A 19,759-nucleotide genomic window follows, 5' to 3' on the forward strand; every position below is an offset into this window, starting at 1 on the left:
CCCGTGTGGGGAGGGACTGAGGGTGGGGGGCTATTAGTTGATCCGGGGTCAGGTGCAGGATAGCCCGCGCATGGTGAGCTATAATTAATGTCGAGCGCTCCGATAAACGTTGTTGGCAATATTGTCGATGGACTGACCAGCATCGGTTCTAAAAACTTCGAAGTTATTGAAATTTGCCGTTTGCATCAGTTCGGCATTGTCTGAAATGGTACGCGTGGTGAACGTCTCAACTATCGTTCGCGCATCATTATCCAAATTTTCCCAATTACAACTCGCTTGAATTCTGGCGCGCAAAGTCAGCTCGTCTGCAGTTAGGCATATGTTTCGTATGGGCAGATCAGCGCTGATTTGAAGCAGGGATGGCCGTATGGCAGAGCCTTCAAAAATAAAGGGTGTTTTCTGAGCAACGCATTGCATTATCATATCTTCAATTAGGAAATTAAAGTTCTGATAGTGTGCTTGAAGCAGCCAGAAAACCGTATGGGCAGAGAGTGAGCTGTAGAATTCAACCACCGCCGGCTGTGGTTCGGGCCATGGCCGACCCGGATGCCGCGCGAGATCGTCGGAGTGAATGGTCTCGACGCCTAGTTTTGAACTAAGCGATGCGGCGAGCGAAGACTTGCCAGAATGTGAACAACCAGTGATGAGTATGCCAAAGAATTTTGATGCCAAAGTGATACTCATTTAGTGGGATGGCTGGGGCCACGATTATGACCCATTTTGTTTTTGATCTCAATATGGACCCTCGTGTCGAGCACGAGGGTGACGAGAGATGAAAGCAGCCTCACGCTGAACGTGTCGAACCAAAGTGGTTGCGTGCCACCCTTCGACAAGCTCAGGGTGAGGAGGTGTGATGGACCCGGCATCAAGTGCAGAACGGCCAAGTCTTATTGCCGGCGGTTGCGTCGCGCTCGCACCACCCCAGCCTTGAGCTGGGGTCACGCAGAGGTTGCCCCCAACCTTAATCCCGCCCCATCCAAGGGGAGGGAGACGACGTGTTGCGCGCAGCGTGCAACTGCGTCCCGAGAATCACGCTTGCAAATCAGTCTAATATGATGTACCCATAGTACGAATGGTACATAGGGGTCGTGTATGAAAGTGACGATAGACGTAGAAAGTGAAGAGCCGCTTTTTGGCCAATTGGTTGGGCAGATCAAGCAAGCGGTACAAGCTGGTCAGCTTGTACCGGAACAGGCACTGCCATCCATCCGTCAATTGGCCAGCGATTTGAGTTTGAACAATAAAACCGTCGCCAAAGCCTACAAGCTACTAGAGCGCGATGGTGTCATCCAAACCAAAGGCTATCGGGGCACCTTTGTGCATCTTGATGCCCTTAAGAATTGTACTGTCGATTTGCCAGCGCTGGTTCAAGCCAAGCTGGAAGACGCAGTGAAAGCATCTCGCGCCGCGGGTGCCACAGATAGTGAAATCCGCATCGCCTTTTCACAGGTTTTGCAAACCCCGAAGATGGGAGAAATCAAATGATTGAGAACATTCCGATGAACTTCATGCTGGCAATCTTTTACGTGGTATTTGCAACGCAAATTCTGTTTGTTTCAGTCTATCTGCCCGCAAAAACGCTCAAACGCATAGACTTTGTACGCAAAAACTTCCCAAGGGAAACTCATCCCAACCTTTATCCGGAAGTGGCGAGCAGCTTGTTCTCGAACTCGAGCGGTCTGCGGGTTGTTTATCGGTATGCCAACCGCATTATCGCATTGGTCGGCTTTGCAATCCTCGTCGCAATGTTCGCAACTGGATTTGAACCCCATCCACTAGGGGGCAGCGAAGTTGGCGTGATGCTCTACTTCACGTTGCAGGCGTTGCCGATCATTATTCTGAGTATTTGCGAGTATGAACAATCCAAAGGCATGCGGCTTGCATTTAAGAAAGCAAAACGATCCGCTGACCTTGCGCCAAGGCGGCTGTTTGATTTCATTTCACCCGCCTGGGTCATTGCTGCCGTTATTGCCTATTTTTGCTGGCTTGGCCTGTTCATTTATGACACCAACCTTGATGGCCCGTGGCAAACCAACCATTACATCAGCGTTTTGATCATCAGCTTGTTAAATGTCGGTTATGTGTTTTACATCGCCAGAATTGCATTGGTGAAAAAGCAGGACCCGTTCAAATCTGCAAAAGACCACAACAAGCAAGTGTCTGCTGCGGTCAAAACCATGGTTTTCTCAAGCACAATTGTTAGCCTGTTTTCAATCCTGACAATAGCAGCAGACAGATATGGGTTCGAGATACTCGATCCGGTAATGACCAGCATTTTCCTGCAGGCTTGCCTCTTGTTTGGTTACAATCTGGTGCTGAACATGCAGCCTGTCGATGAATTGGATTTTGACGTCTACAAGAATGTTGCGGATCAGCCTTCCTGATTGTTGATGCTTCAACAAAAAAAGCGCGACCCTTTCGAGCCGCGCTTTAATTCAGATGATGGAGGTAAAATCCCTACATCATTTTGTCGGTAACAATTGAAGTCCAAGCGCCTTGTGGAATAGCTGTGATCACTGGATCAGAGCCACCGTTCAGCAATGTATCAACAGTACGGTTGTAGTCGTCTTCGTTCAAACGACCGTCGCCACCTGCAGTAAGTTTTGCAACTTCGCGCATCATGCGACGTTGGTGCTCTTCAGTTTGTGCACCTGTATCGTCGTTCTCAAGAACGATGTCAGCGGCTTCATCTGGGTTGGCTTCAGCATATGCCCAGCCTTTCATGGAAGCCTGAACAAAACGGGCAAGCTTGTCGACCATTGCAGGATCCGCAAGGTCTTCTTCAAGCACATACAAACCATCTTCAAGGGTTGCAACGCCAGCATTTTCATACTTGAACGTCACCAAATCATCAGCTGAAAGGCCAGCGTCGATGATCTGCCAATATTCGTTGTAGGTCATGGTTGAAACGCAATCAGCTTGCTTTTGCAAAATCGGATCAACGTTAAAGCCTTGCTTAAGAACGGTCACGCCGCCTTCGCTGCCATCAGTTGCTAGACCAAGTTTGCTCATCCAAGACAAAAATGGATATTCGTTACCAAAGAACCAAACGCCAAGTGTTTTGCCGGCAAAATCGTCAGGTGAAGTAATGCCTGTGTCTTTGCGGCACGTTAGCATCATGCCTGAACGCTGGAATGGCTGCGCGATGTTAACCAACGGCACGCCTTTTTCGCGTGATGCCAAAGCTGAAGGCATCCAATCGATGATCACGTCGGCACCGCCGCCAACGATCACTTGTGGTGGCGCAATGTCTGGGCCGCCGGCTTTGATCTCGATGTCTAGGTCGACTTCATCATAAAAGCCTTTGTCTTTAGCGACATAGTAACCTGCGAATTGGGCCTGCGTGACCCATTTCAGTTGCAGGGTTAGCTTCTCGGCTGCAAAACCGGTTGTTGCCGCCATCAGGCTGGTCGCCAGCCCCAAGGTTAGTGCGAGTGTTTTTTTCATGCTTATTCTCCTCCTCAAAAATCTATCAAATATCCATCGGTGTTCGTCAATTTTATCTTTTCCGATAGGATGGATGCCAAAATGTGACCGCCCGTTCCAGCAGGGCAAGTAGCCCGTAGGACAGGGAGCCAGCGAGAGCTGCGATGAAAATCTCAGCCCAAACCATGTCGACATTCATCCGCCCCACCTCGGTGGAAATGCGGAAACCCATGCCAACAATTGGAGTGCCGAAAAACTCGGCAACAATTGCGCCAATCAATGCCAATGTGGAATTGATTTTTAGCGCGTTAAAGATAAACGGCATCGCAGCTGGCAGGCGCAGTTTGAACAATGTCTGCCAATAGCTAGAGCCGTAAGTATGCATCAAATCGCGTTCAATGTGACCCGAGGCGGCCAAACCAGCTACCGTGTTCACCAACATGGGGAAGAACGTCATAATGACCACAACCGCAGCTTTTGACTCCCAATCGAACCCAAACCACATCACCATAATCGGTGCCATGCCCACGATGGGCAGTGCAGCAACCAAGTTACCTATCGGCAGCAAGCCTTTGCGCAAAAACGGAATGCGATCCACAATGATGGCGGCAACAAACCCGGAGCCACACCCCATCACAAAGCCAGCAATAACCGCTTTTAGGTAAGTTTGGCGAAAGTCTGCCCACAAAATGTCGGTTGATGAGGAAATCCGCGCCCAAATCATCGATGGTGGTGGCAGCAGCACGGTGGGTATATTAAAGCCACGACACACGCCCTCCCACAAAACCAGCAACGCCGCCCCAAACAGCACCGGAATAAGAATATTCACCGTTTGCTGCAAAGCATTGTTCTTGATTGTTTGTACGGAAAGCCATTGATTAATGGTCCAAGCCGCGATCCAGAAAATCAGCGCGCCTAAAATCCAGCTCATGTGATCACCCCCATGCGACGGGTCACAGATCGCCCGATCAAATCAATCACAAGCACCAAGATAGCTGCCAAAACCGCTGCAGCAATCAGCGCCGACCAGATTTGAATGGTTTGCCCGTAATAGGAACCCGAAAGCAGACGTGCACCCAGCCCAGCAGAAGCGCCAGTTGGCAATTCGCCCACAATTGCGCCCACCAAGCTGATCGCCACGGCGACTTTCATTGAAGTGAAGAGAAATGGCACGGAGGCCGGCCAGCGTAGTTTCCAAAACACATTCAGACGGCTCGCATTATAAGTGTGCATCAAGTCCAAATGCATCACTTCAGGTGAACGTAAACCCTTCACCATGCCCACCGCGATCGGAAAAAACGACAGATACATCGATATCACGGCCTTGGGCAAAAGCCCGGATATGCCGACAGCGTTCAACACCACAATCACCATCGGCGCAATAGCCAAAATAGGAATGGTCTGTGAGGTGATGATCCATGGCATTAAACTCTTGTCGAGCACCCTGGAATGGACAATGCCCACCGCCAGCAAAACGCCCAGTCCGGTGCCAAGTGCAAAGCCTAACAAGGTGGATGAAAGGGTCACCCACGTGTGATAAACAAGCGAGCGTTTAGAGGTGATGTTCTTATTGACCGTGGTTTCCCATATCTCCACCGCTACCTGATGTGGGGCCGGCAGAATAGGGCGCTTTTGCGCCATTGTGTTAGAAATCAATTGCGAGGTGGTAATCTGCGTTCCGGCCCGTTCGGCTTGGTCACGTTCAAATGGCGCGTTCAGTACCACCGTGAAAATGTACCACAGTAGCATAATGGCCAAGGCGACAGTGCCGATCGGGATCAGCCGATCATGCAATATTGCGGCAAATCCCTCTCGTTTAAGCGTCATCGCCATGCCCCAACTTCAAGTCTTCGCGGACCTGATGCGCAATCTCGATGAAGCGCGGTGTTTCGCGAATATCTAGCGTGCGGTTATCGCCTAGATCACAGTCGATAATTTCGTGAATACGACCGGGCCTGGGGCTCATCACAACAATTTTGGTGGAGAGGAACACCGCCTCGGGAATCGAGTGGGTTACAAACACAACTGTCTTTTTGGTTTTGGCCCAAAGCTCAAGCAGCTGCACATTGAGATAATCGCGCACGATTTCATCAAGCGCACCAAATGGCTCGTCCATCAACAACATATCGGGGTCAAAACTCAGCGCCCGGGCAATGGAAGCACGTTGCTGCATACCACCAGACAATTGCCAGGGGAATTTATGCTCAAACCCGTCCAAATTGACCAATTCTAGGTTTTTCTTAATCAGAGCCTCGCGTTCAGCTCTTGGCATGCCCATCACTTCCAATGGAAGCGAAATATTGCCGCCAATAGTGCGCCAAGGGTAAAGCGCGGCGGCTTGAAACACGTAACCATAGGCGCGGTTCATCCGAGCTTGCTCCGGTGTCATGCCGTTCACCGATATGGTGCCACCAGTCGGCTTTTCCAAATCCGCAATCACCCGCAAAAGCGTGGTTTTGCCGCAACCAGAGGGGCCGATGAATGAAACGAATTCGCCGCGGTCAATGGTTAGATCGATATCCTTGAGCGCATGCACTGGCCCGTCATTGGTTTCAAAAGTCAGATCCAGATTGTTGCACTGGATCACGGTGTTGGAAGTACTCATTGGAATGACTCCTTCAAACTCGAAACTTGAACATTTGTCCGAGATCTGTTCGCAAGAAGATCGCGAGCCATCGGCAGGGTCTGTGTTTCCAATACAAGTGCGAGGCGCACACTTGGTTTTTCGTTCAGATCGTACCAGCATAGTTCTTCGATTTCTGATGCTGGGGTCGCATTGCCTTCGGCATCGCCAGCAAAGACTTGCGCGCGAACAATTGCGTCATAGTCCGTCATCGCTTTGCCGTTCGCTTCACCGATTAATTGCAGACTGTCTTTGTTCAATTCCAACTGCACTTCTTCTTTCACTTCTCGGAAAACGGTATCAGTTGCCGTTTCTCCTCGTTCGATCTTACCGCCCGGTAGTTGAAAATGGTCGGTGTTGCGTTTTCTCACCAAAAGAACTCGCTCTCGATCATCAAATACGAGCGCTACGGCAACGTTAAATTCCTTCACAGCCATTAAACCCCACTTGCCGGAATGCCAGTACGTTCCACTTTGCGCGGCGCCGTGACTTGTTTCCATTGTGACAGGGCTTTGTTGGTGGCTGTGTAGGGCTCGCGGGCAACAAATTCGCCGTGACCTTCTTCGGTTTTTATCGCGCCATCATCGAGCACAACTTTGCCTCGGCTCAGCGTGTAACGCGGCAGACCTTTGACGTGCTTGCCTTCGAATACATTGTAGTCAATGGCAGATTGTTGCGTTGAAGCGGCGATAGTTTTTTCTTTGTTCGGGTCCCACACCACCAAATCAGCATCTGCGCCCACCAAAACAGCACCCTTTTTCGGGTACATATTGAGGATTTTGGCGATGTTGGTGGAGGTGACGGCGACGAACTCGTTCATGGTCAAACGGCCAGTTGCAACCCCGTGCGTCCACAACATTGGCATCCGGTCTTCAAGTCCGCCTGTGCCGTTCGGGATCAGCGTGAAGTCATTCAGGCCGTTGCGCTTTTGCTCAGTGGTGAACGCACAATGGTCTGTTGCCACAACTTGCAGGCTGCCAGATTGCAGGCCAGCCCAAAGGCTGTCTTGGTGCTTTTTGTTGCGGAATGGCGGCGACATAACGCGACGGGCTGCGTGGTCCCAATCTGGGTTCGCATATTCGCTATCATCCAGCGTCAAGTGTTGGATCAGCGGCTCACCATAGGCGCGAATACCATTTTGGCGGGCGCGACGGATCGCTTCATGGGCTTGTTCACTTGACGTGTGCACGATGTAAACCGGAACGCCTGCCATATCCGCAATCATGATCGCGCGGTTTGTGGCTTCGCCTTCCACTTCTGGTGGGCGGGAGTAGGCGTGGGCTTCTGGACCGTTATTGCCAGCGGCCAGCAATTGCGCCTGCATTTGCGCAACCACATCACCATTTTCAGCGTGAACGAGGGGCAGGGCGCCAATTTCGGCGCAGCGTTTGAAGGATGAATACATTTCATCATCATCCACCATCAACGCGCCTTTATAGGCCATGAAGTGTTTAAACGTGTTGATGCCGCGCTTGGTGACCTCGGGCATTTCGTTGAACACCTGCTCGCCCCACCATGTGATTGCCATGTGGAAGGAATAATCACAGTTGGCGCGGGTTGATTTATTGTCCCACATTTTGATCGCTTCAAGCAGCGATTGGCTCGGTGAGGGCAGGCAGAAATCCACCACCATTGTGGTGCCGCCCGCAACCGCTGCGCGGGTACCGCTTTCAAAATCATCGGTCGAATAGGTACCCATAAAAGGCATTTCGAGGTGCGTGTGCGGATCAATACCGCCGGGCATAATATATGCGCCGCTGGCGTCGAGCATCTCATCACCGGAAAGGTTTGGCCCAATCTCGGTGATCACGCCGCCTTCGATTTTGACGTCTGCCTCATATGTCAAATCCGCAGTGACAATCGTCCCGCCTTTGATCACTTTTGATGCCATTTTTTCCTCCTGCAATTTCGTCTGCCCGCAATGGTGGGGCTGTTGTTCTGTTCCTTGTATCGCGCCTTTTGGCGTTCTTGTTTTTTGCGCCCGGTTTCGGGCTTTGTTGTTTTAGGCTCTTAATGTGGCCAGCTTAGCGCCAAACCCGATAAAAATGGCGCCCGTCACGCCTTTGATCCAGCGTTGAACGGCAACTGACTGTGACACGCCAACAAGCTTTGACAACAGCATCACCATGCCGAAAAACCAAATGCCGTTTATCGATGAGTGGATGAACACCAGCAAAAACACATTAGTTGCCGTGACTTCACCCAAAGGCAAAAACTGCGGCACGGCAGCAAGATAGAACATTGATGTTTTTGGGTTCAAAATGTTGGTGAGAAAACCTTCGCCAAACGCCGACACAAAGTTGCGTGTTCTTTTGGCAGGTGCAGCTTTGGTGACTTTGAATTCACCGCGAATGGCTTGCAAAAGCGCTTTGACACCAATGTAAATCAGATAGGCCGCACCGAGCAGTTTGACGATAGTGAAAGCGGTAGCGCTTTGCACCAAAATCACCGCAATGCCGAACACCACAAATGCGCCCTGCAGATAAAACGACGCCATAAACCCCATCACCGCCGCAAGGCCCGCACTGCGACCCGACGTTGGTACGATCTTGGCGATCAACAAGCCGTTCGGGCCCGGTGAAATGACCAAGAGGGATGCCATGAGGGTGAAACTGATGAGGATGGTTGGTGTCATTTAGTCTTTGCTTTCTCTGTGTTTAGTTGCGCTTTTGCCCTAGTATTCTCGTCCAGTTTGATCCCGGCTCAGGGCCGGGAATGCCTAAAGGGTAAGCCGGGGCCAAATCAAAGTTCAATATGGAATGTCAGCGGATATATCGCGCCATTCCGGGTTCACTTTTTCAATCAACTCGTCTTTCCACTCGCGTCGCCACTTTTTGATAAGCTTTTCGCGATGCACGGCCTCAACAGCTGTTCCAAACTGTTCGAAGTAGATCAATGTCTGAATGTTGTACTTTGCAGTGTGTGTTGATCCTTTCCCTGCTTTGTGTTGTTCGATCCTCTCTCTTAGTTCTCTTGCTGTGCCCACATAGATCGCGCCCTTTGGTTTGTTGGCGAGGATGTAGACATAGTGCGTCACGTTTATTGGTCCCGCATCAAGTGCGGGACGGTGCGCGGGGAAATGCTCAAAACAAAACCGGACGAGCTCTGCACAATATACCCAAATATCCGTCTCACTCCGCTTCCGCCATCCCGTACCGCCCCGCACTTGATGCGGGGCCAGGTTTCAGTTTTCCTCTTCATTTCCCACTCGTAGGTCACCCAACCACCTCCGCAGTTTCCACAACCGCATGGAACAACACATCCGTACCCGCCGCTGCCCAATCTTGGCTGATGTCTTCGTCTTCATTGTGGCTCAACCCATCAACGCAAGGGCACATCACCATGGCGGTTGGGGCCGTGCGGTTGATCCAGCAGGCATCGTGGCCAGCGCCAGAAATCAGGCTGCGGTGCGAATAGCCGAGGCGTTCAGCAGCGTTGCGCACGGCGGTGACGCATTTTTCATCGAATTCAACGGGGTCAAAACCACCGACTTTTTCGATTTCAATTTTTAGGCCCATTTCCTTGCAGATTTTCATTGCGCCGATGGCAACTTGTTGTTCCATTTCTTCAATGGTGGCAAGGCTTGGGGAACGTAGGTCAACGGTGAACACCACTTTGCCCGGGATCACGTTGCGCGAATTGGGGTAAACATCAATGTGGCCCGCAGCGCCGACTGCGTCGGGTTTGTGGTCCCACGCAACTTTGTCGACCAAGTCCAAAATTCGCGCCATGCCTAGGCCTGCGTTTTTGCGCATCGGCATCGGGGTGGAGCCTGTGTGACTTTCTTTGCCGGTGATCGTGAACTGGGTCCAAGAAAGACCTTGCCCATGGGTCACAACACCAATTTCTTTGCCTTCAGCTTCAAGAATTGGACCTTGCTCAATGTGTAATTCAAAGAAAGCGTGCATCTTGCGGTCGCCGACTTTTTCCTCGCCCTTCCAGCCGATCCGCGCCAATTCGTCACCAAACTTGAGGCCGTCATGATCTTCACGATCATACGCCCAATCCTGGGTGTGCATGCCCGCAAAAACGCCAGAAGCCAGCATGGCAGGGGCGAAGCGGGTGCCTTCTTCGTTGGTCCAGTTGGTCACGACGATAGGGTGTTTTGTTTTGATATTCAAATCGTTCAGCGTGCGGATAATCTCAAGACCTGCGAGCACGCCCAGCACACCATCATATTTACCGCCGGTTGGTTGGGTGTCCAAGTGAGAACCCACATAAACGGGCAGGGCATCCGGGTCGGTGCCTTCGTGGCGCATGAACATGTTGCCCATCTGGTCAACGCCCATGCTCATGCCCGCATCTTCACACCATTTGCGGAACAGGTGGCGGCCTTCACCATCTTCATCGGTGACGGTTTGGCGATTGTTACCACCGCGAACGCCAGGCCCAATTTTCGCCATTTCCATCAAACTGTCCCAAAGACGGTCTGAGTTGATACGTTGGTTGGTGCCTGGTGCTGTCATTCTACTTTTCCTCATATGGTTTGGTGCCAGAAGCAGGTTTCAGTTCGGATCTAGCAATGGACCTAATTTTGGTTGTGGCCGCCTCTAACGCTCCGAGACCTTCGTACAAGTGGTTAAAAAAGTCAGGAGCAGCCTTGTCGAGCTCGAGATCGAGTGTATTCAGAGTGTTTACTGCTTCTTGACTAATTACCAAATCTCCAATGAAGCGTTGGCGACTGAGTTCCTCAAAGCCCGCCCTAGATTTTTTCCACGAGGTCTCCTCAAATTCGTCAGATAGCTCTCTGTGCTCGATATAAGCGTCATACGAAGACTGGTAGCTATTTTGCACCCCGTGTAGCGCGTCTAGGATCGAGCTGTACGCACTGTATTTTCGATCCCACCATTTTTCGGAGTAAAATCGACGTGAGGCAAACCAAGCTGATAAAAACGCACCTAGCATACCGCTTAAAAACGGTACTGCTATCCTAACTATCTGCCAGATTGATTCCGCGTCAAGCAATTGAATACTCCATTATGCCCATTAAGTAGGGAAGTTGAAAACTGCGCCTTCTTTGATGCCTTCTGGCCATCTCGTCGTGACCGTTTTTAGCCGTGTATAGAAGTGCACACCTTCTGGTCCATACATGCCGTGCGCACCAAATGACGAGCGTTTCCATCCGCCAAAGCTGTGAAAAGCCACAGGCACAGGAATTGGCACGTTAACGCCAACCATACCCACTTCAATTTTATCAGCAAACTCGCGTGCCGCATCACCATCGCGGGTGAAAATGGCGGTGCCATTGCCATATTCGTGTGCATTGATCATGTCGACGGCTTCAGTGTAGTCCTTGGCGCGAACAACCGACAGGACAGGCCCAAAAATTTCTTCTTGGTAGATCGACATGTCGGTGGTGACCCTATCGAACAGCGTGCCACCAACAAAGTATCCATCTTCATAGCCTTGGGGTGAATAGCCTCGACCATCGACAACTAACTCCGCACCGGATGCAACGCCTTGGTTGATATAACCTTCGACCTTTTCTTTGTGCATCTTGGTGATCACGGGGCCCATTTCAGCGTCTTTGTCGGTCGCAGGACCAACTTTAAGCGCTTCAACGCGGGGCTTCAGTTTGGCGACCAAAATATCGGCGGTTTTTTCGCCAATCGGAACGGCTACTGATATCGCCATGCAGCGTTCGCCAGCAGACCCAAAACCTGCGCCCATCAGGGCGTCAGCCGCTTTGTCTATATCTGCATCAGGCATGATGATCATGTGGTTTTTAGCGCCGCCCAAAGCCTGCACACGTTTGCCCGCAGCCGTGCCGCGCTGGTAAACATATTCAGCAATTGGGGTGGAGCCAACAAAGCTGATCGCTTTGACGTCTTGGTGATCCAAAAGCGTGTCCACAGCCAATTTGTCGCCATGCACTACGTTGAAAACGCCATCGGGGAACCCAGCTTCTTGGAACAAGTCCCAAATTAGCATCGGGGCCGATGGGTCACGCTCGGAGGGTTTGAGAACGAACGTGTTACCGCAAGCAATCGCCACAGGAAACATCCACATGGGCACCATTGCGGGGAAGTTGAACGGGGTAATGCCTGCCACAACGCCAAGTGGTTTGCGGTCTGCATAGGTGTCGATTGACGGGCCAACATTTCGACTATAGTCGCCCTTGAGCATGGTCGGAATGCCACAGGCAAATTCCACCACTTCAAGGCCGCGCTGCACTTCACCCAAAGCATCATCATGGGTTTTGCCATGTTCCTTGGAGATTTCGCGGGCAATATCGTCAGCACGTGCATTCAACAGTTCAAGGTACTTGAACATATAGCGCGCGCGCTTAAGCGCTGGCATGTTTCCCCATGCTGGGGCCGCTGCCTTGGCAGATGCAACCGCTGCATTGACTTCTTCCACGGTGGAAAGCGGCAATTCAGCACTTTGCTCGCCTGTGGCCGGATTGAATACCGGCACACGATTGGTCGAGACAGAAGTTACACGTTGGCCATTGATGGCGTTTTGGATGGTGCTCATTAGTTGGCCTCATTAAGAACAGTTCGAAGAATATCCACGATCTGGTCAATTTGTGCTTTGGAGATGATAAGGGGTGGCGACAAAGCGATGGTGTCGCCTGTGGTGCGGATCAAAAGCCCACGTTCATATGCGTCTAAGAAGCATGAGAAGGCGCGTTTTGTTGGTTCGCCCGCGATTGACGAGAGTTCAATCGCGCCGATCAGCCCAATATTGCGAATGTCGATGACATGTTTGGCGTCACGCAAAGAGTGTAGGGCGTCTTCCCAATAGGATGCCATTTCCGCACCACGGGTCAAAAGCCCTTCTTCTTCGTAGGTCTCAAGCGTTGCTAACCCGGCGGCGCTGGCAATCGGATTGCCCGAATATGTGTAACCGTGGAAAAACTCGATCATATGCTCAGGACCTTCCATGAACGCGTCATGGATTTCATTGGTCACATAAACCGCACCCATGGGGATCACGCCATTGGTGAGACCTTTGGCGGTGGTGATGATGTCCGGCATCACGTCAAAATGTTGCGCCGCGAAAGGCGAGCCCAGACGACCAAACCCGGTGATGACTTCGTCAAAGATCAGCAAAATACCGTGCTTGGTACAAATGTCGCGCAACCGCTTCAAATAGCCCATTGGCGGAATGAGTACACCAGTTGAACCCGCGACTGGTTCCACAATTACCGCTGCGATTGTCGATGCGTCGTGCAACGCCACAATGCGCTCCAACTCATCTGCCAAATCTCCACCATGCTCAGGAATGCCTTTGGTGAAGGCGTTCTGTTCTGGTAGGTGCGTATGCGGCATATGATCAACGCCAGTGAGCAATGTGCCGAACATTTTGCGGTTTGGCATGATGCCGCCAACAGAAATGCCGCCAAAGTTTACGCCGTGATAGCCGCGTTCGCGACCGATCAAACGGGTGCGTGAACCGCCACTTTTAATACGTTGATAGGCGAGGGCGATCTTTAGCGCTGTTTCAACTGATTCAGAACCTGAATTGGTGAAGAACACATGATCCATACCATCGGGCGAAATGTCCGTAAGGCGATTGGCCAGCTGGAATGCCTTTGGATGGCCCATTTGGAACGCTGGCGCATAATCCATTTCAGCGGCTTGCTTCTGGATCGCCTCGGTGATCTTGGGCCGGCAATGGCCCGCATTACAACACCATAGGCCCGCCGTGCCATCAAGCACTTGGCGGCCATCGCTGGTTGTGTAGTGCATATCTTTTGCACCCACAAACATACGTGGCTGTTTCTTAAACTGGCGATTGGATGTAAAAGGCATCCAAAATGCGTTTAGATCGTTAGGTACAGTGGTAGTGTCAGTCATATCCGCACCTCCCCTCCTCGTTCGCTGCGGTAAAGCCCAATTTGGAAGGAGCAAAATTGTATGCTACCCAGAAATTGACTATTTGATAAAAGCTTAACCGATCTGACCATTTGGTCAAGTTTTATTTACATGCAGCAATAATTTGATAAAAAGCCATAAATGGCGGTGAACAAAAGTGATCAAATCACAAGCAATGACCAACGGCAACTTTAAAAAACTCGCGACGCGCAGCGAAAAAAAACAAGCGATCCTGGATGCAGCGGAGAAAATCTTCGCAGAGTACGGATTCAAAGGGGCTACAACCCAAATGATTGCCGATTTTGCAGGCATTCCGAAGGCCAATTTACACTATTATTATCCCACCAAAGAGGCGCTCTATAGCCAGGTGGTGCAGAACATTTTTGACATCTGGTTGGAGGCCGCTGATTCTTTTGATCAAAACATGGATCCATCCCATGCACTGGAAAGTTATATCAACAAAAAAATGGAGATTTCGAGGGCGCACCCAAATGGGTCAAAGGTTTGGGCCAACGAAGTGATGCATGGCGCACCAATTATTCAAGACTATTTGGAGACTACGCTAAAAGAGTGGACGAGTTCCCGTGAAGCCGTTATTCAGAGCTGGATAGACGATGGGCGCATGGATAAGATCGATCCCAAGCACCTACTTTATATGATTTGGGCAACAACCCAGCACTATGCGGATTTTGTGCATCAGGTGGAAACCTTGAACGATGGACGCCCGTTTGATGATGGAGCTTGGCAAGCCGCCACTCGTGATGTGAAGAAGATCATTCTCGCAGGGGTTGGGCTTACTATTGGGGGTAACGATGACGGCCACTAAAGTGGAAAAACCGGCACGCAAGACGCGTATTCAACGCGCGAATGAGCAAAAGATTCTCGACGCAGCGTTGGAGGTTTTCTCCCAACATGGTTTTCGTGGCTCAACCATTGATCAAATCTCAACGCAAGCGGGCATGTCTAAACCCAACTTGCTCTACTATTTCAAATCCAAGCAGGATATCCACGAAACCCTTTTGTCGCGGTTACTTGATTCTTGGCTCGACCCTATGAAGGAACTGAGCGAAGATGGCGATCCGCTCGGCGAAATTTTGAATTATGTGGTGCGCAAGATTGAAATGTCTCGTGACTTTCCGCGCGAAAGCCGACTGTTCGCCAATGAAATCATTCAAGGTGCACCACGTTTCAAACCAATCTTGGCAGGTGAAGTCAATGATCTGCTTAATGACAAATCCCTGATCATTTCAAAATGGATGGATGAGGGTAAGCTCAAAAAAGTCGACCCGAAGCATTTGATTTTTTCGATCTGGGCAACCACCCAACATTATGCTGATTTTGAAGAACAAGTGCGCTTGGTGTTGGGACGCGGCATAGACGACCCAGCCGAATTTGAGAACACAAAAGCCTTTTTGGTCAATATGTTCACCTCGATGCTCAAGGTTTAAACGTTTACGTTTCTTTGGCGAATGCCAACACCAGCAGTGCGATCACCGTCACCAATGCGCCAAAGGCAACGCTTGGGTTCACCCAGCCGCGCCCGCTAAATCCCTCGATCAAAATGATAAAGCTTGGGGTGAGATAACCATAGCTCATCACTTTTGAAGCAGGTAGCCGTAGGCTTGCATATTGCAGCAAAAAGAAAGTGAGGGCGGTGGTGAAAATGGTGAGGTAAAGCCCTGCCCAATATAGCTATCGGGTTTTTAGCCGCTATGAAACTGAAACGAACCACCATTTCTACAAGCTAAGCCCGAGAGAAATGGGGACTACAACTGACCTGACACATGCGCTGGAACGCACTACAAAACTTAGTCCCCTTCGTCAACAACGTGGGCGCAAGCCAAAGAATAAGTAAGCTTTAACCTGCAATCCCACGATGCAGAGTTTCATGTTAATCGATAGACAAACTCATAGCTTATCCTTGTCATTGGCAGTAATCTTCGCTTGCGCTTCCAGCGGGCGCTCGGGCCAAGTGCTCTTAATAAAAGCGAGTACAGCGGCGATCTCCTCATCACTCAGATTATGTGCGAAGGCGGGCATATCGCTTTCATAATCTGCAACAACAGCACCGACTCCAAACTTTGTGATAGTGAACAAGACTTGATCCGAATGGTGCCATGTGTGGCCACTTTCATCGTGTGGAGGCGCAGGCATTCGCCCGTTCTCCAACCTGCGTTGCCAATCTGGCTGACCCTCCAGGTTGTCACCATGGCAGGAGGCGCAGTTTGCAGCATAGGTCTCCCTTCCGTTAGATATTTGTTCGGCTGTCACCTGTTTACCGAGTATCGTCAGATTGCTGTCAATTGATCCAAGATTCTGTTGCCAAAAATATGCACCTGAGGCAACGATGAAAATCATGGCCGCACCCAATATGACTACAGCTTTTCTATTCATATCGGCTTCCTCAAATATTTGGCCAACGCTAGTTGACTACGGATCAGGGCGGTAAATATGAGCAATAAAATAGGTTCACCATTGATCATCGTTGACTGCAGCATTGAGCTAATGCCATCATTCATTGGAATAAACGGAGACGCCGCCCTCACCAAACGCGTAAGTTTTGAGCGTACCTGTTTTTGTGCGTGCCATACCCGGTGCATTTCTAGGCATTCCTGGTAACGTGATTCCTGTGATATTAGGACGATCAGTAACCAAACGTTCGATGATTTCGGCTGGCACGAGCCCGCTCACGACGTAACCGTCGACCTCGGACAAATGACATCCTATTCCCCTCTCTGGAACGCCCATATCAACCGAACGCTGATCGAAATTGCGATCGTCGACGCGCGTCACGGTATAACCGTTTGCCTCAAGATAATCGGCATAGGTATCGCAACATCCACAATTTGGATCGCGCCAGATTGTAATGGCTTTTTTTGCTGCCATGCGCTTTCCATTTTCACTTATGTTCTGCGCTGAATTGGAATTCGCTAAGGCTGTCGCATTGAAACCTGTAAGAGCGGTCGTGCTAGCGACAGCAAAAACTACGACTCCGCCGATTGCAAGAATTTTGTTCATGATGGTATCCCTTGTAGGTCTAAAATGGTGGCCCATGTGATGCCGCCGTCTTGGCTTTGAATGACGCCGTCCTCTGTGAGTGCGGCAAGGTTTTTAGCATTTTTTGGGTGCACGGCGATTGCTCTTGCGTCCACAATCGAACGCTTTTCCCAGATGACACCAGCGTCTTCAGACGCCCAGATACCCGATTGCAACGCGGCAAAAAGCTTGGATGGAGTAGATGCTGCACTAATGAGAGAGTATATTGGCTCACCTTGAGGTAAAGGTACCTCCGTTATAGGGGACACCCCTGATACTAACGCATCCATGGCGTCACCCGCTTGCACGTCTTGCCATCTACAAAAACAATCTGGAACCCTAGTAAGTCCCATTTCGGTTCCTGCGTATATCCAAATACCGCCCATACCGGTTGCTAGATCAACCGATGCTAATGAAAAGACGTTACGCTCGGCATCTTCAAGCCATGGCCTATCCATAGCAAAGCTCCAGGAAGCCCCTGCATCCTCGCTCTTCCATAGCCCATCACCTTTGAGGGCGGCATACAGCGTTTCTGGTTGCGAGGCGGAAAATGCAAGTGCTGTTACCGGTGCTTCCGGCAAGTTGTTGTTTCTGGGTAACCAGCTCTTACCACCATCTTCGGACAGCGCCACGCCTGAGCGCGCTAAACCTGCAACTATCCGATTTGGGCGAACGGGATGTGTGGCAAGGGTCAATATTTCACCCGATGTTTGGTTAGGTAATCTGTCCCACTTGCCGTTTGGATTGTTCCAAATGCTTGTATCTTGCGCAACTAAAAGAGTATCGCCGTCAAAGGTAATTGCAGAGCCCGCCGGATTGCCAGCAAAAGCGGAACGAAAACCAAAAGGCGCAGTTATCAATGCAACGGCAGATGAAGCTGCCAGCTTTAGGATTTGTCGCCTGGATGGAGCTATCGCCAAATTGAACTTTTCTGTCATATTCATATCTTTCGAATTCAGCACGCCTCACAACTCACAGAGAAGTGACGCTTGTGTCATATAGAGTCTCAGGGACTGCGGCACTAGTGCGCAAAGACTTTTTGCCCAACGTGTGGAATTGTTTCGAGCTAAACAAAATCGTGAGTTGGCTTGCATAGCCAGAGCTAAAGACAAACCAAATGTCCCTAAGTATTCGAACGCAGGAACCAAGACACGACAAAAGTTTAGTGTTAGCTCCAACGCCTCAGACCATTTTAGGCAGCTCGTGGAGGATATGGGTCGGGTGGCCGAGTAAGGCCTTTTGCATAACGATACACCACGATTGTGGCGAGCTTGTCAGCGCTCCCAACAAAGCTATTTGAAAGTGACAATAGTTGGGGTTGTGGAACACAAGATAGGTCACATTCCGACGGAATAAACAAATTACACAAGCAATAGTCCAAACTCATTGAAGCGACGGCTTGTGAAGTAATCTCAGCAGAACTGCCAATTCTGTCGGTTACCCTATCGGCACCGAAAATTGTAAAAACAACCAGCAATGATAGCAAAACTGCATTCTTCATAAGGACATATTAGACGTTACAACGTTCATTGTCGATTATCACTTTGACATAAGGTCGCGTTTAATAGAACGCGTAATTACGGTGTAATTATGAACTGTCGCCGTAACAAAAAAGTTGACCCAAAGCATTTGATTTTTTCGATCTGGGCAACCACCCAACATTATGCTGATTTTGAAGAACAAGTGCGCTTGGTGTTGGGGCGCAGCATAGACGACCCAGCAGAATTTGAGAACACAAAAGCCTTTTTGGTCAATATGTTCACCTCGATGCTCAAGGTCTAAACGTTTACGTTTCTTTGGCGAATGCCAACACCAGTAGCGCGATCACCGTCACCAATGCACCAAAGGCAACGCTTGGGTTCACCCAGCCGCGCCCGCTAAATCCCTCGATCAAAATGATAAAGCTTGGGGTGAGATAACCATAGCTCATCACTTTTGAAGCAGGTAGCCGTAGGCTTGCATATTGCAGCAAAAAGAAAGTGAGGGCGGTGGTGAAAATGGTGAGGTAAAGCCCTGCCCAATAAACAACGGCTGGTAAATTCAACCAGTCGGTTCTGGCGATGCCCCAGGCGGCGTAAATGGTCAGGCAAGCGGCACATGCCAGCAGCGTCCAAAATGAAAATATCACCACGGGTTCGCCCCGATTAAGTTTGCGCACCAGCGGCGCGTATGCCCCATGGCAGATTACACCGACGAAAAAGATCATTTCGCCTGTGCCGATGTTGAACGCCAGAAGTGCTTGTAAATCGCCGCGAAAAATCACCCAAATGGCACCAGCTGCGGCGATCAACAGACTGATGATCATGCGCGATGAAACCCGTTGCGCTAAAAACAAAATGCCAAACCCAGCGGAAATCATTGGCATAAGCGTGAACACCGCTCCGGTTGAAACTGGCGAGGTGATCTTGAGCGCTTCGAACATGGTGACGAAATAGACGCCCATCAATGCGCCAAGTAAGATGAAGCGAAGCGGCGATTTGGGGAGAATTTTGCCTTTTTCAACCAGCTTGTTGCCCGTGAAATAGGTAATCAACCCCATCACAATCGAGGCAAGCAAAAAACGTGATGCACTGAGCGCGCCTGCATCAATATGTGGAGCGGCGAGCGCTCCAAAGGAAAAGCTGGCAGAAATCAACATTGCGAACAAGATCATAGCAAAATGGCCGCGAAGTTTTTCGCGACCATCTATTACCAATCCATGTGGGGAATTGGTGGTTTGAGTTTTATTCTGCAGGTTCTGTGACCGCACTTGGGTTGTTGGGGTGCGTTGTCCAGTTGGCATAATTGGGGTTAATCTCTTGGTTGGTGCGCGGATCGACACCTGAAATTTGCTCCATCGTAATGCAACTATCAA

The 19,759-nt window shown here is 50.4% G+C and carries 22 protein-coding genes and 1 pseudogene; 5 read left to right on the plus strand and 18 right to left on the minus strand.

Annotation, left to right across the window (positions count from 1 at the left end; translation table 11 throughout):
- Positions 1-84 precede the first annotated feature (84 nt).
- A complete protein-coding gene (locus ACJAZW_RS03950; protein WP_415155573.1) occupies positions 85-684 on the minus strand; it encodes a hypothetical protein in 600 nt (199 codons plus the stop codon).
- A gap of 408 nt (positions 685-1,092) precedes the next feature.
- Between ACJAZW_RS03950 and ACJAZW_RS03955 the strand changes: the two genes are divergently transcribed.
- Both ACJAZW_RS03955 and ACJAZW_RS03960 read left to right on the plus strand, forming a co-directional pair.
- Entirely contained in the window at positions 1,093-1,485 is a 393-nt protein-coding gene (locus tag ACJAZW_RS03955) for a GntR family transcriptional regulator (protein WP_415155574.1), read from the plus strand.
- Positions 1,482-2,384: a hypothetical protein gene (locus ACJAZW_RS03960; protein ID WP_415155575.1), complete on the plus strand. Its 903-nt coding sequence runs from the start codon at positions 1,482-1,484 to the stop codon at positions 2,382-2,384. Before ACJAZW_RS03955 ends, ACJAZW_RS03960 begins: the two co-directional genes overlap by 4 nt.
- Positions 2,385-2,457: 73 nt before the next feature.
- On the opposite strand, the gene ACJAZW_RS03965 is transcribed toward ACJAZW_RS03960, so the two are convergent.
- The 12 genes from ACJAZW_RS03965 to ACJAZW_RS04020 form a co-directional block, all read right to left on the minus strand.
- Positions 2,458-3,447 carry an ABC transporter substrate-binding protein gene (locus ACJAZW_RS03965; protein ID WP_415155576.1) on the minus strand — a complete coding sequence of 330 codons (990 nt, stop codon included), beginning with the start codon at positions 3,445-3,447 and terminating at the stop codon, positions 2,458-2,460.
- A 52-nt stretch (positions 3,448-3,499) separates the two neighbouring features.
- Positions 3,500-4,357: an ABC transporter permease gene (locus ACJAZW_RS03970; RefSeq protein WP_415155577.1), complete on the minus strand. Its 858-nt coding sequence runs from the start codon at positions 4,355-4,357 to the stop codon at positions 3,500-3,502.
- Positions 4,354-5,253, minus strand: a complete 900-nt coding sequence (locus ACJAZW_RS03975) for an ABC transporter permease (RefSeq protein ID WP_415155578.1) — start codon at positions 5,251-5,253, stop codon at positions 4,354-4,356. The genes ACJAZW_RS03970 and ACJAZW_RS03975 overlap by 4 nt, the downstream gene beginning before the upstream one ends.
- The gene (locus ACJAZW_RS03980) at positions 5,243-6,031 is read right to left on the minus strand and encodes an ABC transporter ATP-binding protein (protein WP_415155579.1); all 789 of its coding nucleotides are present in this window, start codon (positions 6,029-6,031) and stop codon (positions 5,243-5,245) included. The genes ACJAZW_RS03975 and ACJAZW_RS03980 overlap by 11 nt, the downstream gene beginning before the upstream one ends.
- Entirely contained in the window at positions 6,028-6,486 is a 459-nt protein-coding gene (locus tag ACJAZW_RS03985) for an NUDIX hydrolase (RefSeq protein WP_415155580.1), read from the minus strand. Before ACJAZW_RS03985 ends, ACJAZW_RS03980 begins: the two co-directional genes overlap by 4 nt.
- Positions 6,486-7,940 carry a dihydropyrimidinase gene (gene hydA / locus ACJAZW_RS03990; RefSeq protein WP_415155581.1) on the minus strand — a complete coding sequence of 485 codons (1,455 nt, stop codon included), beginning with the start codon at positions 7,938-7,940 and terminating at the stop codon, positions 6,486-6,488. The genes ACJAZW_RS03985 and hydA overlap by 1 nt, the downstream gene beginning before the upstream one ends.
- 111 nt (positions 7,941-8,051) lie before the next feature.
- Positions 8,052-8,684: a LysE family translocator gene (locus ACJAZW_RS03995; protein WP_415155582.1), complete on the minus strand. Its 633-nt coding sequence runs from the start codon at positions 8,682-8,684 to the stop codon at positions 8,052-8,054.
- Positions 8,685-8,798: 114 nt separating this feature from the next.
- Positions 8,799-9,086, minus strand: a complete 288-nt coding sequence (locus tag ACJAZW_RS04000; RefSeq protein WP_415155583.1) for a GIY-YIG nuclease family protein — start codon at positions 9,084-9,086, stop codon at positions 8,799-8,801.
- A 178-nt stretch (positions 9,087-9,264) separates the two neighbouring features.
- Positions 9,265-10,515 carry a Zn-dependent hydrolase gene (locus ACJAZW_RS04005; RefSeq protein WP_415155584.1) on the minus strand — a complete coding sequence of 417 codons (1,251 nt, stop codon included), beginning with the start codon at positions 10,513-10,515 and terminating at the stop codon, positions 9,265-9,267.
- 1 nt (position 10,516) lies between these two features.
- On the minus strand, positions 10,517-11,014 hold the full coding sequence (locus ACJAZW_RS04010; protein ID WP_415155585.1) for a hypothetical protein: 498 nt from the start codon (positions 11,012-11,014) through the stop codon (positions 10,517-10,519).
- A 21-nt stretch (positions 11,015-11,035) separates the two neighbouring features.
- The gene (locus ACJAZW_RS04015; RefSeq protein ID WP_415155586.1) at positions 11,036-12,526 is read right to left on the minus strand and encodes a CoA-acylating methylmalonate-semialdehyde dehydrogenase; all 1,491 of its coding nucleotides are present in this window, start codon (positions 12,524-12,526) and stop codon (positions 11,036-11,038) included.
- Complete coding sequence (locus ACJAZW_RS04020; RefSeq protein ID WP_415155587.1) at positions 12,526-13,851, minus strand: aspartate aminotransferase family protein; 1,326 nt, start codon at positions 13,849-13,851, stop codon at positions 12,526-12,528. The genes ACJAZW_RS04015 and ACJAZW_RS04020 overlap by 1 nt, the downstream gene beginning before the upstream one ends.
- 175 nt (positions 13,852-14,026) lie before the next feature.
- Between ACJAZW_RS04020 and ACJAZW_RS04025 the strand changes: the two genes are divergently transcribed.
- Positions 14,027-14,695 carry a TetR family transcriptional regulator C-terminal domain-containing protein gene (locus ACJAZW_RS04025; RefSeq protein ID WP_415155588.1) on the plus strand — a complete coding sequence of 223 codons (669 nt, stop codon included), beginning with the start codon at positions 14,027-14,029 and terminating at the stop codon, positions 14,693-14,695.
- Positions 14,682-15,317 (plus strand): TetR family transcriptional regulator C-terminal domain-containing protein, encoded by a 636-nt coding sequence (locus tag ACJAZW_RS04030; RefSeq protein WP_415155589.1) that lies wholly within the window; start codon positions 14,682-14,684, stop codon positions 15,315-15,317. The genes ACJAZW_RS04025 and ACJAZW_RS04030 overlap by 14 nt, the downstream gene beginning before the upstream one ends.
- Before the next feature lie 4 nt (positions 15,318-15,321).
- On the opposite strand, the gene ACJAZW_RS04035 is transcribed toward ACJAZW_RS04030, so the two are convergent.
- The 4 genes from ACJAZW_RS04035 to ACJAZW_RS04050 all read right to left on the minus strand — a co-directional run bounded on the left by ACJAZW_RS04035 (position 15,322) and on the right by ACJAZW_RS04050 (position 17,843).
- Entirely contained in the window at positions 15,322-15,465 is a 144-nt protein-coding gene (locus tag ACJAZW_RS04035; RefSeq protein ID WP_415155590.1) for a hypothetical protein, read from the minus strand.
- Between the two features lie 312 nt (positions 15,466-15,777).
- A complete protein-coding gene (locus tag ACJAZW_RS04040) occupies positions 15,778-16,263 on the minus strand; it encodes a c-type cytochrome (protein WP_415155591.1) in 486 nt (161 codons plus the stop codon).
- 117 nt (positions 16,264-16,380) lie between these two features.
- Positions 16,381-16,887 (minus strand): DUF411 domain-containing protein, encoded by a 507-nt coding sequence (locus tag ACJAZW_RS04045; RefSeq protein ID WP_415155592.1) that lies wholly within the window; start codon positions 16,885-16,887, stop codon positions 16,381-16,383.
- A complete protein-coding gene (locus ACJAZW_RS04050) occupies positions 16,884-17,843 on the minus strand; it encodes a hypothetical protein (RefSeq protein WP_415155593.1) in 960 nt (319 codons plus the stop codon). Before ACJAZW_RS04050 ends, ACJAZW_RS04045 begins: the two co-directional genes overlap by 4 nt.
- Positions 17,844-18,516: 673 nt before the next feature.
- Here ACJAZW_RS04050 and ACJAZW_RS04055 point away from each other — a divergent pair.
- Positions 18,517-18,687 (plus strand): annotated as a pseudogene (locus ACJAZW_RS04055) (TetR family transcriptional regulator C-terminal domain-containing protein); the annotation flags it as partial.
- A gap of 4 nt (positions 18,688-18,691) precedes the next feature.
- On the opposite strand, the gene ACJAZW_RS04060 reads toward ACJAZW_RS04055, so the two are convergent.
- A complete protein-coding gene (locus tag ACJAZW_RS04060; RefSeq protein ID WP_415155594.1) occupies positions 18,692-19,687 on the minus strand; it encodes a DMT family transporter in 996 nt (331 codons plus the stop codon).
- Between the last annotated feature and the right edge of the window lie 72 nt (positions 19,688-19,759).

The sequence above is a fragment of the Maritalea sp. genome (genome assembly GCF_047634455.1).
In the GTDB taxonomy this organism is placed as follows: Bacteria; Pseudomonadota; Alphaproteobacteria; order Rhizobiales; family Devosiaceae; genus Maritalea.